The organism is Azospirillum sp. TSO22-1, assembly GCF_003116015.1.
Classification (GTDB): domain Bacteria; phylum Pseudomonadota; class Alphaproteobacteria; order Azospirillales; family Azospirillaceae; genus Azospirillum.
Genome location: NZ_LGQZ01000141.1, coordinates 14,789 through 30,273, shown reverse-complemented (window position 1 = coordinate 30,273; position 15,485 = coordinate 14,789). Strand labels below are relative to the sequence as shown.

The following is a 15,485-nucleotide window of genomic DNA, read 5'->3' as shown; positions in this document are numbered from 1 at the left end:
ATGGACGCCCTGTCGGTCGATTCCCTCGGCTACACCTACGCCTCCGGGCGTAAGGCGCTGGACGGCGTGTCGTTCGGCGTGGCGCCGGGCCAGTTCACCGCGCTGCTCGGCCCCAACGGGGCGGGGAAGTCGACGCTGTTCGCCCTGGCCACCGGGCTGCTGAGCCCGCAGGCCGGACGGATCCGGGTGCACGGCCATGACCTCGCCCGCACGCCGGGGCCCGCCTTGGCGCGGCTGGGCGTGGTGTTCCAGCAGCCGACGCTCGACCTCGACCTCAGCGTGGCGCAGAACCTGCGCTACTTCGCGGCGCTGCACGGCATCCCCCGCCGCGAGGCCGACCGCCGCATCGAGGTGGAGCTGACCCGCTTGGACCTGTTCGGGCGCCGCGACGAGAAGGTGCGCGCCCTGAACGGTGGCCACCGCCGCCGCGCCGAGATCGCCCGCGCCCTGCTGCACCGCCCGGCCCTGCTGCTGCTCGACGAGCCGACGGTGGGCCTCGACCTGCCGACGCGGCGGAAACTGATCGAGCACGTGCACGCGCTGTGCGCGCAGGACGGCATCGCGGTGCTGTGGGCCACCCACCTGATCGAGGAGATCGACGCCGGGACCGACCGCGTCGTGGTGCTCCACCGCGGCACGGTGCGGGCGGCCGGGCCGGTGGCCGAGGTCAACCGCGCGACCGGCGCCGCCACCGTCACGGAGACCTTCGACCGCCTGACCGGAGGGGCCGCGGCATGAGCTGGTGGATCGCGCTGAACGGCGTCGTGGTGCGCGAGGTGCTGCGCTTCGTGCACCAGCGCGAGCGCTTCCTGGGCGCGCTGGTGCGGCCGCTGATCTGGCTGTTCGTCTTCGCTGCGGGGTTCCGCGCCGCGCTCGGCATCGCCATCGTCCCGCCCTATGCGACCTATATCCCCTACGAGGTCTACATCGTGCCGGGGCTGATCGGCATGGTGCAGCTGTTCAACGGCATGCAGGGCTCGCTCTCCATGGTCTACGACCGCGAGATGGGCAGCATGCGCGTGCTGCTGACCAGCCCGCTGCCGCGCGGCTTCCTGCTGTTCGCCCGGCTGCTGGCTGGGGTGGTGGTGTCGATCCTCCAGGTGTACGCGTTCCTGCTGGTGGTCACACTGTACGGCGTCGAGCTGCCGGCCTGGGCGCCTCTGACCGTGCTGCCGGCGCTGGTGCTGAACGGGCTGATGCTGGGCGCGCTGGGGATGCTGCTGGCCTCGACCATCCGGCAGTTGGAGAACTTCGCCGGGGTGATGAACTTCGTGGTGTTCCCGCTCTTCTTCCTGTCATCGGCGCTGTACCCGCTGTACCGCATGCAGGAGGCCGGCGAGGCGCTGTACCTGCTGTGCCGGCTGAACCCCTTTACGCACGGGGTGGAACTGGTGCGCTTCGCCCTGTACGGGCAGGTGTCGGGCGAGGCGCTGGCGGCGGTGTTGGGAGCCACGGCGCTGTTCCTGGCGGGGGCGATCCTGCGCTATTCGCCAGCGCGGGGGATGACGGCCAAGGCGGGGGCCTGAAGCCCTCCTTCGCCTCCGGTCCACCGCATACGCACATGTTGCGGCGCTCCGCGTCCCCAAATTCAAAAACTTAACCGTCATCCCCGCGAAGGCGGGGATCCATACGTTCCACAGCCTCTCGCTTTGGGAGTTATGGATCCCCACTTTCGTGGGGATGACGGAGAAATAAATATTTTTCAATGACTTACTAGTTCGCGACCTCTGTGCATACCCGAGGCGAGGGAGGGGCTTTTACCCGATCAGCCCGCTCATCAGCGCGCGCAGCTGCGCCGGGCGGACCGGCTTGTTGAGCAGCATGCAGCCCTGCGCCTGCGCCTCCGCCGCCAGCTCGGCGGTGCGGTTCGCCGTGATGATGATCGCCGGCAGGCGCCGGCCGCAGGCCGCGCGCAGCCGTTCGACCTCCGTCACGCCGAGCGCGCCGTCGTCCAGGTGGTAGTCGGCGATCAGCAGGTCCGGCGGCCGGTCCAGCCCCTCCAGCCCGCGCAGCGCCTCCGCGCCCGAGGCGGCGGAGGTCACCCGGCACGACCAGCCACGCAGCAGCGCCTCCATCCCCGCCAGCACCGCCGGTTCGTTGTCGAGCACCAGCACCGACGCGCCGGCCAGTCGGTCGTTCACCGGCCGCACCGCCACCTCCGGCGCGCGGGCCGGGCGCGGGCGGATGCCGGAGGGCACCGTCACCGAAAAGACCGAACCCCGCCCCGGCTCCGACCGCACGCCGATCGGGTGGCCGAGCATGCGCGCCACGCGCTCGACGATGGCGAGGCCGAGGCCGATGCCGCGGTGCCGGTCGCTGGCGGCGCACGGCGTGTCGAGGCGCCGGAACTCCTGGAACACCTCGTCCAACTTGTCGGGCGGGATGCCGGGACCGGTGTCCCACACCTCGATGCGCAGGCCCTCGGGCACCCTCCGGCAGCCCACCAGCACACGCCCGTGCGCCGTGTAGCGCAGCGCGTTGGACAGGAAGTTCTGCACGATCCGCCGCAGCAGCCGGATGTCGGAGCGCACCACCGCCCCCGACACCACGACGCGCAGGTCCAGCCCGCGCTCCCGCGCCACCGGCGCGTATTCGGTGGCCAGCGAACCGAACAGGCCCTTGACCGGGAAGTCCGCCAGCTCCGGCGTCACCGCGCCGGCGTCCAGCTTGGAAATGTCGAGCAGCGCCGCCAGCAGGTCCTCCACCGAGGCCAGCGCCACGTCGATGTTCTCGACCATGGTGCGGTTGGCCGCCGGCTGCTCCAGGTCGTCGAGGGCGGAGACGAACAGCCGCGCGGCGTTCAGCGGCTGCAAGAGGTCGTGGCTGGCGGCGGCGAGGAACTTGGTCTTCGACAGGTTGGCCTGCTCGGCCTCGGCGCGGGCGACGCGGGCGGCAGTCTCGGCCGCGGCACGCTCGCGGATCTCCTGATGGAGCTTGCGGTTGAGCTGGGTCAGCTCGGCCGTGCGCTCGACGACGCGGCGCTCCAGGCTCTCCTTGGCGTCCTCCAGCGCTTGCGCCACCTGCCGGCGCTCGGTGATGTCGGTGAAGGTCAGCACGAAGCCGCCGTCCGGCATCGGGTAGCGGCTGATCTCCAGCACGCTGCCGTCCAGCCAGGGCTGCTCGACCACGCAGGCGTGGCGCGTCAGGGCGCCCATGGACAGCCCGCGCTCGCCGAGCGCCGCGTTGAAGGCGACGAAATCGGCGAAGCGCGCGTCCTTGCGCGCCACCGTGGTCGGCAGGCGCAGCAACTCGGCGAAGCGGCCGTTCCAGGCCACCAGCTTTTCGTCGCGGTCGTACACCGCCACACCCTGGGCGATGTTGTCGAGGGTGGCCTGGAGCAGCGCCGACTTCTCCGCCAGCTCGCTCTCGCGCCGGCGGGTCTCGTGCTCCTTGAGGTCGGTGATGTCGGTGTAGACGCCGACCACGCCGCCGTCGCGGATGCGCCGCTCGTTCACCTGGATCCAGCGCCCGTCGGCCAGCCGGTGCACGTGCGGCCCGCCGAGGTTGCGGTGCTGGCCCAGGCGCTGCGCCAACCAGGCCTCGGCCGGCTGGTCCGGCTCCCCGGCGGCGTGGGTGGAGGCGACCAGCTCGGCGATCTCGCGGAAGCGCATGCCGGGCTGGATGCGGTCCGCCACCGACGGCCAGAACGACAGATACTTGCGGTTGCACAGCACCAGCCGGTCGTCGGCGTCGAACAGCGCGAAGCCTTCGTTGACCGATTCGATGGCCTCGGACAGGCGGGAGCGCATGGTCTCCGCCAGTTGCTTGGCGCGGGCGAGGTCGCGGTGCGAATCCTCCAGCTCGCGCAGTGCCCCTTCCAGCTCCAGGGTGCGTTCGCGCACCTTGTGCTCCAGCACGATGGCGGTCTGGAACAGCGAGAAGGCGCCGCCCTGGAAGTCCATCGACCGCTCGACGCGGTCCATCAGCACCTTGTTGATGCGCTTCAGCTTCTGGTTCTCGCGCTCCAGCTCGGCCAGCCGCGCGCCCTCGTCCAGCAGCGTGGTCATCGGCCACCTATGGCGACCCCGGTGAGGGTCTGGTTGACGTGCATGCCGTTGTACTGCTCGCCGTAGGCGCAGAAGCCGACGACGTTGTGCTGCGCCATCAGGCCGGACATGGTGCGCTTCAGCTGGCTCTGCTCCAGCTCCAGCCGGCGCAGGATGCAGTCGCAGCTGAGCACGAGGTCCGGCGTGCCGATCTCGTCGGTCAGGCGGGCCATCATCGCCTCGAAGTTCCGCACCGGGTCGACGCCCTCGGCCACCGTCAGCACGATGCCCTCGTCGATGGCGCAGAAGAAGGTGAGGCTCTCGTCCTCGTTGACCTTCTGGATCGAGCGGACGTGGTACTGGCCGCCGACGCGCACCACCACCGGGTGGGCGGCGAAGATCATCGGCGTCAGCGGCTCGCCCTCCAGCCCGACCATGCGGGCGTATTCGCGCCCGGCCGGCTCGGCGTTGATCTCGGTGACGATGCGGCGCTGCGGGTCGGCGCCGGTGACCACCATCTTGCGGTCCGAGCTGACGAAATGCTCGGTGCGGAAGACCGAGAACCGGCGGGCCGAGGTGAACAGCGCGATCACCCCGGCGTTCTCGTGGAAGCGCCCGTCGTGCAGGACAAAGGTCCGTTCGAAGCGCAGGTCGTCGCCGGCCGAGCCGCCGAACAGCGGGATGTCCACCAGCACGCTGTGCAGCGCGCTGACCACCGTCTCCTCGCGCATCGACATGCCGTCGACCAGCAGCATGGCGAAGCTGCCCTTGTCCGGGAACGGCTCCGGCCGCGCCGCCAGCGCGCGGTCGCGCTTGGACAACAGCGAGCGCAGGATCCGCGTGCTGTCCGACACCTCGAAGCCGTTCAGCGCGTCGATGCGCTCGGTGACGATGGAGAAGTCCTCGGACGGGAAGCCGATGCCGACCAGCGTGCCGGAGGCGTAGCCCTCGGGCGTGATCTCGCCGGCCGTGGTGCAGCCGATCACCGTCGTGTCGCCGAACCGCCCGGCCAGTTCCCGGCCCAGCTCGGCGGTGTCGTAGCGCGGCGCGCAGAACACCACCACCAGTTCCAGACCCGGCCGCCACAGCCGCTCGTGCAGCTCGCGCGCCGCGGTGGCGGCGTCCTCGGCCGTCGACATGGCGCGCGGCAGCGCTGAAGCGTCGGCCTGGGCCGGCATGGCGCAAGCTCCTGTTCCGTTGGGGCGATTCCCCGCGACCGAGCGTAGCGCAGCCGCGTCTTCCGACAAAAGGCGCTTCGCCACCGAGGCCATGCGACTTTCGTCCAGTTTACGCCAGATCGGCCCATCGATACGCCACATGCCGCGGCACCGCTCCACAAAAAAGACGCCCCCCGCGGGGCGGGGGGCGTGAGAGCGGGTATTTCTGGTCGCACCGCCCGCCGGGCTGAAGCCCGGACCGGCGATGACCCGCCCCTTATACGCCATCCCACCCGCAGGCGCTATGACGAAAAAAACATAGCGAAAATCCAACCCGTCTCCAGTGGACCTTGGTTGGAGGTTTTGCCGGCGGCAACCGGGGGCGCGTTCGTCCTTAGTCGCATTCGGCGGCATAGCGTGTTCGGTTATCATTAGTGGTATCAATGATCCGACACGGGAGAATCCACCGATGACGCGTCCGTCGCCTTCCTTCCTGGCGCTCGCCGCCGCTGCCGCGGTGCTGGCGTCGGGCGCGGCCCGCGCCGACGGCGACCCGGCGGCGGGCGAGAAGCTGTTCCGCCAGTGCCGCTCCTGCCACGCGGTCGAGCCGGACAAGAACCGCGTCGGCCCGTCGCTGCACGGCGTGGTCGGCCGGCCCGCCGGCAGCGCGGCGGGCTTCCCCGGCTATTCGGAGGGGCTGAAGGGCGCCGGCTTCGTCTGGGACGACACCCGGCTCGACGCCTATCTGACCAACCCGAAGGCGGTCATCCCCGACAGCCGCATGAGCTTCGCCGGCGTGCCCGGCGCCGAGGAGCGCGCCAACCTCATCGCCTACCTGAAGACGGTGCGATGAGCGGCGGGGCGGGCCGGAAGGCGCTTTGCCGCCTGCTGCTGCTGGGCCTGCTGGCGCCGGCGGGCGCGTTGGCGCAGACCGCCGTGCCGGTGGAGGAGGCGCCGGCCGCGCCGCGCTTCACCAAGGGCAAGAGCCCGGGCACCGGCGGCTTCCACATCGCGCGCTACGACGAGGACAGCGGCCATCTGCGCGACCCGGCCAAGGCGACCTCCACCCTCGCCCCGCTCAAGTTCATCCGCCTGGACGAGGCGGGAGACGTCTATCTGACGCTGAACGGCGAGGCCCGGCTGCGCTTCGACTACACGGAAAACAAGAACTTCGGCGTCGCCACGACGGCGCGCGTGCCGACGCGGCCAGGGGCGCCGCTGGTGCTCGGCGCCGCCCGGCCACCGCTGGACAGCGAACTGCTGAAGCAGCGCTACATGGTCGGCGCCGACCTGCACCTCGGCCCGTACCTGCGCTTCTACGGCGAGCTGTGGCACGCCGAGCAGACCGGCCACGGCTCCGGCCCGGTGATCCCGGCCAGCCAGCGCAACGACCTGGAACTGGTCAACGGCTTCGCCGAGGTCATGCTGCCGCTGGAGGGCGGGCGCGCCGGACTGCGCGCCGGCCGGCAGGCGCTGTTCTTCGGCAACAGCCACAACGTCGCCGCCAACATCGCCACCAGCCTGCCCGACCCGATCTTCGACGGCGTGCGCGCCTACGCGGACTGGGGCAGCGTGCGCGTCGACGCCTTCGGCTACAACGCCTACCGCTACAAGGACGGCTGGTTCGCCGGTGAGGACAACCCGCACCGCAACCTCTGGGGCGTCTACGCCAGCGTCGACCTGCCGAAGGCGGCGCTGTTCGGGGAGCCGCTGACGGCCACGCTCGACGCCTTCTACTACGGCTTCCGCGCCGCGCCGAACAACAACGGCCCCGGCACCGGGCTGTACAACGCGGCGGAGTTGCGCACCGCGGCGACGGTGTCGGCGACCAGCGGCTTCCTGGTCGCCCAGGACCACCGCCACACCGTCGGCCTGCGCGCCTTCGGAGCGCTCGGCAACGTCAGCTACGACTGGGACGCGGCGGTGCAGCGCGGCAGCTACGGCCCGTTCGACGTGCGGGCCTGGGCGTTCAACACCGACACCGGCTATACGTTCGCCGCCGAGCCCTGGCGGCCGCGGGTCGGCGTACACATCGACGGCGCCAGCGGCGGCGCCGACCGCGCCCGCGGCACCCTCGGCACCTACCAGCCGCTGTTCCCGGACACGCTGTACTACATGCCGAACAGCTTCTTCTCCCCCACCAACTTCTACGACATCGCCCCGCGCGTCCGGGTGACGCCGCTGCCGGGGGTGAGCGCCGAGTTCTCCTACGGCTTCTTCTGGCGGCACTCGGAGGACGACGCGGTCTACGGCGGCAACTGGAAGGGGGCGAACGGCACCAACCCCATGGCGGTGTCCGCGCTGGTGCCCGGCCGGGTCATCGGCCGCCTGCCGAACCTGACCGTCGCCTGGGCACCGCTGCCGAACCTCGTCCTGCGCGTCACCGTGGCGGAGTTCCTCCCCGGCAGCGCGCTGAAGGCGGTGCAGGCGAGGAACACCACCTACGTCAACACCCAGCTCACGGCCCGATTCTGACCCGCGCCGGCATGGACATCTTGTTGCGGGAACAGCACGGCCGCGTTGCCGTTCTTGCGGACACCACACCCATGCGTCATGATGACGCCTGGAAACGCCCTGGCAACCACGAGCGTGGAAACACGCCATGAGCAAGATTCTCATCGCCGACGACCACCCGATGGTCCGCGACGCGCTGCGCAGCGCGGTCGGCTACACCTGTCAGGCCGAGCAGGTCTTCGAGGCCGGCTGCCTCGACGATGCCGTGCGCCTGCTGGGCGAGCAGGGCGACATGGACCTGCTGCTGCTGGACATCAACATGCCGGGGATGAACGGGCTGTCCGGTCTGGTCAACCTGCGCAACCAGTTTCCGGCGACGCCGGTGGTGGTGGTCTCCGCGCACGAGGACCGCAAGCTGGTGCGCGAGGTGATCCAGTGCGGCGCCGCCGGCTTCATCCCGAAATCCACACCACGCGACGGCATCGCCGCGGCGCTGCGCCTCGTCATGGAGGGCGGCGTCTACGTGCCCGACCTGCCCGGCGAGGACGAGCCGGAGGACGGCGAGACCGCCGAGATCGCCCGCCGCCTCGCCACGCTGACGCCGCAGCAGATGCGGGTGCTGGAGATGCTGGGCACCGGCAAGCTCAACAAGGAAATCGCCTACGAGCTGAGCATCACCGAGACGACGGTGAAGGCCCACGTCTCGGCCATCCTGCAAAAGTTGAAGGTCTACAGCCGCACCCAGGCCGTGGTCTTCGCCAACCGCCTGCAGATGGAACAGGCGCGCACCCACTTCTGAGCGGCGCGGAGCAACCGCGACCACTCCCTTGACCGTCATCCCCGCGAAGGCGGGGATCCATAACTCCCATGACAGGCCGCTTCGAAACTTATGGATCCCCGCCTTCGCGGGGATGACGGCGTGAAGAGCGGCCGATTGCGCCCAGCTCAACCACCCGCTCATTGTACCATCGTCCAATTATCCGCCCCACGGCGTCCTCGTTACTCTTCCGGCCAGATGATCCAGCCGCTCGGTTTCAGCACATCCGAGCCCTGATTTCTTGCCCAGAGAGGACGCTCACTGATGAACGCTCGGCTTCTTCGGCTCATGGCGGCCGGCCTGATGTTCGGTTCCGTCGCCGCCGTTCCGGCCGTCGCCGTCGCCCATGGCGACGTCACCCCGCAGGCGGTGGACACCACCGGCCTGGACAAGCTCGGCGCGGACTGGCGCGAGGCCAACCCCTACCGCGGCAACGGGCGGGCCGTCGAGATCGGCTCCTCGGCCTTCAACCAGAACTGCGCGCGCTGCCATGGCCTGGGCGCGGTGTCGGGTGGCATCGCCCCGGACCTGCGCTTCCTGGAGAAGGGCGACGCCGGCGACGAGTGGTTCAAGGAGCGCGTCATCAACGGCTCGATCCGCAACGGCGTCACCTACATGCCGAAGTTCGGCGAGGCGCTGGGGCAGGAGGCGCTGTGGGCCATCCGCACCTGGCTGGAGACCGTGCACGAGGACTGACCTTCCCGTTCTCCGACCAAAGACCAAGACCCGACCCAAGGACGACCTGAAAGGTGCCCGCGATGCGCAAAGCCGTTCCGCTGATCCTCCCCCTCCTCCTGATGGCCGGCGGCGCCGGGGCCGCCGACCGCTCGACGCCCGAGCAGGCCAAGGCGCTGGTGCAGGAGGCCGCCGCCTACCTGAAGGCCAAGGGGCCGGAGGAGGCGGTGAAGGCCTTCCACGACCCCAAGGGCGCCTTCGTGCGCCAGGACCTGTACGTCTTCGTGTTCGACACGGCGGGGAAGTACGTCGCCTCCGGCGCCAACCCCAAGCTGGCAGGCTCCAGCGCCTCCGACCTGACCGACGCCGAGGGCAAGCCCCTGGTGCAGGAGATGATCGCCCGCACCCGCGACACGCCGGAGGCCGCGCTGGACTATGTCTGGCTCAACCGCCAGACCAACAAGGTGGAGCACAAGCACTCCTACCTCATCCGCCAGGGCAATTACATCGTCGGCTCCGGCTCCTACAGCCAGTGACCGCCGGTTTTCCGCACCGGACATGGGCCTCGAAGCCATTGCGGCTTCGGGGCCTTTTTGTTGCAATAAATGCAGCCATGACCACATGCTTCTTAAGTACTATCAATACAAAAGTATCATGCCGCCAAATCGTTTTTACTGCATCGCACAATTAAAAACGACTCGAGTCGCGCCAAAGACTATCAATATTTGACGTGAGTCGCGCACGCGAGAGTTATTGCCAGTGCGAATGGGCGCGGCGTCAGATAGTTCAATAGCCACCCAAGCTCCTTTTCCTGCGTATTGCGCCCGGCGCCGACGCGCGCCGAACGGTGGCCGGGCGACAACCGGCATCCGATGGGAAAAAAACGCATCGCGAGAAAGGGCGCGGACAATGTTGAAATTCTTCGGTTCCAAGCTGCGAAGCACCATGGTGGCAGCGGCCGGTGCGGCGGCGGCGTTCTGCACGGCGCCGGCGCTGGCCGGTTCGGTCACCCAGCCCGGCGAAACCATCGGCCTCGCGGCCGGAGCCCCGCTGCCCGAGGGCTTCTACTTCGTCGATACCTTTGACTGGGGCGTGCGCAAGGGCACCGGTTCCAATCCGGACGTGACGCTGGGCGTCAACATTCCGGTGCTCGCCTGGTCGACTCCGGCGAAGATCGCCGGCGGCCGGCTGCAGTTGCTGGCCGCGTTGCCGGAACTCGAGGTCGGCGTCAACAGCACCAGTTACAAGTCCGGCATGTACAACCCGTTCTTCGCTGCCCAGCTGGCGTGGGACCTGGGCGGTGGCCTGGGCGTCAGCTACCTGTTGGGCGTCTACACGCCGGTGGGCAACCGGCTGGGCTTCGACACCACCGACATCAACCAGCGCCTCGGCATCAGCTACACCGCCGACGGCTGGAACCTGACGGGCAACTTCATCTACGGTATCAACACCCGCGACGCGACCCGCACGCTGAATCCGGACTTCCTGAACATCGACCTCACCGCCACCAAGAGCTTCGGCAAGTGGCAGCTCGGCCCGGTGGCCTTCGCCTCGTTCGACACCAGCAAGCCCACCCCGACCTACAAGAAGCAGGAGCAGTTCGCCGTCGGCGCGCTGGTCGGCTACAGCTTCTCCGAGCTGATCCTGCAGGGCTACCTGACCCGCACAGTGGCGGAGAACAACTACGGTGGCCTCGACACCCGCGCCTGGGGCCGCATCATCCTGCCGTTCTGACGGGATCCCCCTGGCAGCTCCGAGCGACTGCGCGCCTCCATCCGGGGGCGCGCCTTTTTCAGTTCCGCGGCAGCTTCGCCACCCGGTCGGCCTGCATCCGCCAGCCGCGCAGCGCGAGGTTGGTGGAATCCTGGTCGGGGCGCTTGTAGGCGCCGAAACGGCGGTCGTGGATCTGCGCCTGGGCGTCGGCCCACACCACCGCCCAGTCGATGGTGCCGCTGGTCAGCAGCCGCTCCTCGATGATGCGCAGCAGCGCCTGGTTGACGGTGGAGATGCCCATGTTCTGGGTCGCCAGCACCTGGGCGTCCGGCGCCTGCTCCAGCGTCGCGCCCAGCCGCACGTGCCCGCCGCACGAGCCCCAGAACACCAGGGCGGTCGCCGCGGCGATCTCCGTCATGGTGCCGTCCTCGTGGTAGCTGTGGCCGCGGTGGACGACGATGGTGGGCGACACCCCGTGCTGCTCCAGCCACGCGCGCAGCGCAGCGCGGCCGGCCTCGCCCGATCCGGGGACGTCGGCGATGATGACGATGCGCCGGCCGCGCCGCTCCGGGCTGGCGGCGGTGATGAAGCCGCCGTGGTCGTTGATCGCCCAGCCGAGCGCGCGGCGCTGCTGCACGAAGGCGCGGAACGAGGCACGGCCGTCGCGGTCGTCGTAGAAGGTCATGCGCTGCCAGTTGACGCCGCGCTGGAACAGCCGCTCCTCCGACAGCGCCGGCGGCGGCGGCAGGCGGTACAGCTCGCCGAAGCGTTCGGTCTGGAAGGCCGGGCTGGCCGGACGGCCGGACAGCCGCAGCGCGTGCAGCCCGCCGGCGAGGCCGGCCACCGCCTTGGCCTGCGGGTCCTGCGTGGTGCGGTGGAAGGCCGCCACCTCATCCTCCAGCGCCGTCCGGGCGGGGATCAGGCGGATGGTCATCGCGTCGGCCAGCGCCCCGGCGACGATGGGCGGCGCCACCCCGTGATCGAGCGTCAGCAGCGCCGCGACGCTCACCCGCGCCAGCTCGCGCACGTCGCCGGCGGTCGCGTCGAACAGGTCGCGCGCCCGGCCGCTGGACACCACGGCGACGAAGAACTTGGCCCACAGCGCGCGGGTGCCGGGCGCCTTGGCGAGGTTGAGGACGCTGCGCTTCTCCTGCTTCAGCTGGATGCGCAGCACGTTGACCAGCCCGTCCAGCGACGAGGTGTAGAGCAGTGGCCCGGCGTGGGCGATCAGCTCGAACAGGGAGTCGGCGGGCAGCGCCAGCGCCACGCGGAAGCGGTCGGCCGGGTGGTCCTCCGACATGTCGTCGAGCAGGATGCCGATCTGGCTGGACACCGCCACCGGGTCCTGGCGGAAGGCGCCCGCCAGCAGCCTGGCCGCCCGTCCCTCCAGCGCGCGCACGGCGGCCGGCTGCAGGCGGCGGCGCAACTCGTGCCGCGTCTGGTAGAAGGGCAGCCCGTTGTCGAGCGCGCGCTCCAGCAACGCCGGGTCGAGCGCCGCCTCGACGATCGCCGCCCCGCCGGGGCGGACCGACAGCCGCTCGAAGGCGCCGACTGCGTCGTAAGGCGCGGCGCGGGCGGCGGCGAGCAGCGCCTCGGTGGCGGCGGCGCCGGGAAACAGGTCGGAGCAACGCAGCGCATCCGCCGGCCGCTCGCGGGCCAGCCGCGCCACCGCCTCCTCGCCGCCCGCCGCGGCGTCGAGCACGGCTTGGCCCGGCGGCTCCTCATCGACGCAGGTGGGCGGCGCGTTCGGGTTGGGCGCCGCCTTGGGACGCTGCCAGAGCGTCTGCAGCGGGTCGCCGGCCGGGGAATGCGGCACGCGGGCGCCGCCGTCGCCGGGCAAGGCGGCCAGGACCACCACCGCCAGACATCCGGCCAGTCGGACCCGAGGCCGTGCCGCCCTGAGGGACACGGTCGCTGCCATTCGAACCGGACTGGAAACCATACCCGCGGGCCTTCGCCTCAAATGCCGTCGGCGGCAATCTAGCATCCCAGAAAGTGGTATCCAAACTATATGAGCCCGCTGTGACCGCCCCCTCACTCCGCCGCGCGCAGCATCTCGCCGACGGTGGCGCGCAGTTCGTGCGCGGCCACCGGCTTGTGCAGCAGGGCGTAGCCGCCCTCGCGGACCTCGACCAGGCGCTCGGGCGCGGTGTCGCCGGTGATGACGGTGGCCGGCACCGCGGTGTTGAGGCGGCCGTGGATGGCGCGGATGGCGTCCAGCCCGGTCTCGCCGCCGCGCAGCCGGTAGTCGGCCAGGATGGCGTGCGGCCACGCGCCGCTCTCGATATGGCGGACCGCCTCCTCCACCGAGCCGGCGGACAGCACGCGGTAGCCCCAGCCCTCCAGCATGGCCTGCAGGCCCAGGCGCACCAGCGGCTCGTCGTCGATCACCAGGATCAGGCCGTCGCGCGGTCGGGCGCTTTCCACCTTCGCCGGCTGGGCGTCGGCGGCCGCAACGACGACCGGCATATCGAGCGCGAAGACCGAGCCCTTCCCCGGCACCGAGCGGACCGTCACCTCGTGCCCGAGCAGCCGGGCCAGCCGCCGCACCACGGCGAGGCCGAGGCCCAGGCCCTTGCTGCGGTCGCGCTCGACGTTGCCGACCTGGAAGAACTCCTCGAAGATGTCCGCCTGCTTGTCCGGCTCGATGCCGACGCCGGTGTCCCAGACCTCGACGCGCAGCCGGTCGCCGCACCGCCGGCAGCCGAGCAGCACCCCGCCCCGCTCGGTGTAGCGCAGCGCGTTCTCGATCAGGTTGCGCAGGATGCGCTCCAGCAGCACCGGGTCGCTGCGCACCACCATCCCGGTGCAGGCGACGCGCAGGCGCAGCCGCTTGGCACCGGCCTGCGGGAGGTACTCGGCGGCGAGGCGCTCGATCACCGCCATCAGCGGCACCTCCTCCGGGTGCGCGACGATCAGCCCGGCGTCCAGCCGGGAGACGTCGAGCAGGCTGTCGAGCAACATGTGCAGGCTGCCGAGCGCCTGCCCCATGGACTCCACCAGCGGCTCCGCCGCATGCCCGGCGAGGCGCTCGGCCAGCGTCGCCTGGAACAGCACCAGCGCCTGCACCGGCTGGCGCAGGTCGTGACTGGCGGCGGCGAGGAACTTGGACTTGGCGAGGTTGGCGCGGTCGGCCTCGACCTTGGAGGCGCGCAGCGCGTCCTCGGCCCGGCGGCGCTCGGAGACGTCGCGCATGATCCCGGTGTAGTAGCGGCGCCCGCCGGCATGCCATTCCGTCACCGCCAGTTCGGCCGGGAAGGTCGAGCCGTCCTGGCGCCGCCCCATGATCTCGCGGCCGATGCCGATGATCTTGCGCACCCCGGTGCGGCGGTAGTTTCTCAGATAGGAGTCATGCTCCGACGCGTAGGGCTCCGGCATCAGCGTGCGGATGTTCCGCCCGACCACCGCTTCGGCCGTGCAGCCGAACAGCCGCTCCGCCGCCGGGTTGAAGGCCTGGATGATGCCGCCGTCGTCGATGACCACCATGGCGTCCACCGCGGTCTCGACGATGGCGCGGTAGCGGCTCTCGCTCTCCTGCAGGGCGATGGCGCGTTGCTGGATGAGGGGGGCGGCGTCGCGGATGGCGGCATCGACCGCGTCCAGCTCGACCACGCCGCCGTCCTGCGGCGGGATGGCCTCGCCGGTGCCCAGCGCCTTCGCGGCGGCGGTGAGGTGGACAACCGGGCCGGTCAGGCGACGGCTCAGCCGATAGGCGCCGGCGACGCCGAGCAGGAACAGCGCGAGCCCGCCGGCCGTGAAAAGCAGCAGCGCTTGCCGCGCGGGCGCTGCGACCAGCGCTTCCGGCACGCTGACGCCAATCACCCAGCCGGACGATTCCGACCGGCCGTAGGCCTGCAGCGTCGGGTTGCCCTCCAGGTCCGGGACGCGGTGGATGCCCTCGGGTGCCGTGCGGACCCGCTCCCATACCGCAGGCGGCAGGCGGCTGCCGACGAACTCCTCGGGACGTCGCGACCGCGCGATCATCACGCCGTCGCCGTCGGCCACGCCGACCGCCCAGCCCGGCGGCTGGCGGTCGGAGGCTATGACGGCCTGCAAGCGTTCCGGCGCGATGGTCAGGCTCAGCAGGTGGCGCACCTCCCCGTCGCGCAGCAGCGGAACCACCACGGCGAGCAGCGGCGCCTGCGCCGCGTCGCCGCCCAGCAGCCCGGACACCTGCGGCCGCCGGGTGCCGATCACCCGCTCGTCGACTTCGTAGGACGGGGTGCGAGGCAGCGCCATTCCCCACGGCACGCGGGTGTTCACCACCTGCTGGCCCGAACGGTCGCGAACCACGACGTTGGTCTCGAGCTGGTGGCGCACCTGCATGGCGCGCCGGTGGAAGGCCTCGAAGTCGCCGCGGGCGAGGTTATCGTCGGTGGACAACACCTCCGCGGCGGCGATCGTCCGCGCCACCTCGCGATCGACGTCCTCCGCCAGCAGCCGCGCCCGGTTGAGGACCAGCCGCCCGGTCTGCTCGGCGTCGGCGGCGATGTTGCGCAAGAGAAGGACCGCGGAGAACAGCACCAGCGGCAGGACACAGGCGCTGACCAGCAAGACGAGCCAGGTCCGCACCCGGTATGGGCGCGAAAAAAGTCCGTCCCCTCCCTGCCCACGGGCAACATTCGTCATTTCAAATATAAAGCCTGCCTAATGAATTGATCAGGCGATCCTCCATTTTCATAC

General features: G+C 70.5%; 12 protein-coding genes. 8 read left to right on the top strand and 4 right to left on the bottom strand.

Annotated elements, in window-relative coordinates:
• Positions 1 to 738, top strand: coding sequence for an ABC transporter ATP-binding protein (locus TSO221_RS29570; protein ID WP_109122096.1), 738 nt, complete (start codon positions 1 to 3; stop codon positions 736 to 738).
• On the top strand, positions 735 to 1,526 hold the full coding sequence (locus tag TSO221_RS29565; protein ID WP_109122095.1) for an ABC transporter permease: 792 nt from the start codon (positions 735 to 737) through the stop codon (positions 1,524 to 1,526). Before TSO221_RS29570 ends, TSO221_RS29565 begins: the two co-directional genes overlap by 4 nt.
• A gap of 231 nt (positions 1,527 to 1,757) precedes the next feature.
• On the opposite strand, the gene TSO221_RS29560 is transcribed toward TSO221_RS29565, so the two are convergent.
• Positions 1,758 to 4,007 (bottom strand): NahK/ErcS family hybrid sensor histidine kinase/response regulator, encoded by a 2,250-nt coding sequence (locus TSO221_RS29560; RefSeq protein WP_109122094.1) that lies wholly within the window; start codon positions 4,005 to 4,007, stop codon positions 1,758 to 1,760.
• Positions 4,004 to 5,164, bottom strand: a complete 1,161-nt coding sequence (gene nosP, locus TSO221_RS29555) for a nitric oxide-sensing protein NosP (protein WP_109122093.1) — start codon at positions 5,162 to 5,164, stop codon at positions 4,004 to 4,006. The genes TSO221_RS29560 and nosP overlap by 4 nt, the downstream gene beginning before the upstream one ends.
• Before the next feature lie 448 nt (positions 5,165 to 5,612).
• Here nosP and TSO221_RS29550 point away from each other — a divergent pair, with 448 nt between their 5' ends.
• The 6 genes from TSO221_RS29550 (at position 5,613) to TSO221_RS29525 (ending at position 10,823) form a co-directional block, all read left to right on the top strand.
• Entirely contained in the window at positions 5,613 to 5,996 is a 384-nt protein-coding gene (locus tag TSO221_RS29550; RefSeq protein WP_109122092.1) for a cytochrome c family protein, read from the top strand.
• On the top strand, positions 5,993 to 7,618 hold the full coding sequence (locus tag TSO221_RS29545; RefSeq protein ID WP_109122091.1) for an alginate export family protein: 1,626 nt from the start codon (positions 5,993 to 5,995) through the stop codon (positions 7,616 to 7,618). The genes TSO221_RS29550 and TSO221_RS29545 overlap by 4 nt, the downstream gene beginning before the upstream one ends.
• Before the next feature lie 127 nt (positions 7,619 to 7,745).
• Positions 7,746 to 8,396, top strand: a complete 651-nt coding sequence (locus TSO221_RS29540; protein WP_109122090.1) for a response regulator transcription factor — start codon at positions 7,746 to 7,748, stop codon at positions 8,394 to 8,396.
• A 282-nt stretch (positions 8,397 to 8,678) separates the two neighbouring features.
• Entirely contained in the window at positions 8,679 to 9,110 is a 432-nt protein-coding gene (gene pedF, locus TSO221_RS29535; RefSeq protein WP_109122089.1) for a cytochrome c-550 PedF, read from the top strand.
• A gap of 62 nt (positions 9,111 to 9,172) precedes the next feature.
• Positions 9,173 to 9,625 carry a cache domain-containing protein gene (locus TSO221_RS29530; RefSeq protein WP_109122088.1) on the top strand — a complete coding sequence of 151 codons (453 nt, stop codon included), beginning with the start codon at positions 9,173 to 9,175 and terminating at the stop codon, positions 9,623 to 9,625.
• 409 nt (positions 9,626 to 10,034) lie between these two features.
• Positions 10,035 to 10,823, top strand: coding sequence for a transporter (locus TSO221_RS29525; RefSeq protein ID WP_109122143.1), 789 nt, complete (start codon positions 10,035 to 10,037; stop codon positions 10,821 to 10,823).
• A gap of 58 nt (positions 10,824 to 10,881) precedes the next feature.
• On the opposite strand, the gene TSO221_RS29520 is transcribed toward TSO221_RS29525, so the two are convergent.
• Together TSO221_RS29520 and TSO221_RS29515 are read right to left on the bottom strand one after the other, a co-directional pair.
• Positions 10,882 to 12,660, bottom strand: coding sequence for a hypothetical protein (locus TSO221_RS29520; protein ID WP_109122087.1), 1,779 nt, complete (start codon positions 12,658 to 12,660; stop codon positions 10,882 to 10,884).
• A gap of 176 nt (positions 12,661 to 12,836) precedes the next feature.
• Entirely contained in the window at positions 12,837 to 15,356 is a 2,520-nt protein-coding gene (locus TSO221_RS29515; RefSeq protein WP_247878323.1) for a PAS domain S-box protein, read from the bottom strand.
• Positions 15,357 to 15,485 lie beyond the last annotated feature (129 nt).

What these genes read in the sequence shown, in the direction of transcription:
- TSO221_RS29570 (WP_109122096.1), top strand. Translation starts at nt 1, where the DNA reads ATGGACGCCCTGTCGGTCGATTCCCTCGGCTACACCTACGCCTCCGGG.
- TSO221_RS29565 (WP_109122095.1), top strand. Translation starts at nt 735, where the DNA reads ATGAGCTGGTGGATCGCGCTGAACGGCGTCGTGGTGCGCGAGGTGCTG.
- TSO221_RS29560 (WP_109122094.1), bottom strand. Translation starts at nt 4,007, where the DNA reads ATGACCACGCTGCTGGACGAGGGCGCGCGGCTGGCCGAGCTGGAGCGC.
- nosP (WP_109122093.1), bottom strand. Translation starts at nt 5,164, where the DNA reads ATGCCGGCCCAGGCCGACGCTTCAGCGCTGCCGCGCGCCATGTCGACG.
- TSO221_RS29550 (WP_109122092.1), top strand. Translation starts at nt 5,613, where the DNA reads ATGACGCGTCCGTCGCCTTCCTTCCTGGCGCTCGCCGCCGCTGCCGCG.
- TSO221_RS29545 (WP_109122091.1), top strand. Translation starts at nt 5,993, where the DNA reads ATGAGCGGCGGGGCGGGCCGGAAGGCGCTTTGCCGCCTGCTGCTGCTG.
- TSO221_RS29540 (WP_109122090.1), top strand. Translation starts at nt 7,746, where the DNA reads ATGAGCAAGATTCTCATCGCCGACGACCACCCGATGGTCCGCGACGCG.
- pedF (WP_109122089.1), top strand. Translation starts at nt 8,679, where the DNA reads ATGAACGCTCGGCTTCTTCGGCTCATGGCGGCCGGCCTGATGTTCGGT.
- TSO221_RS29530 (WP_109122088.1), top strand. Translation starts at nt 9,173, where the DNA reads ATGCGCAAAGCCGTTCCGCTGATCCTCCCCCTCCTCCTGATGGCCGGC.
- TSO221_RS29525 (WP_109122143.1), top strand. Translation starts at nt 10,035, where the DNA reads ATGGTGGCAGCGGCCGGTGCGGCGGCGGCGTTCTGCACGGCGCCGGCG.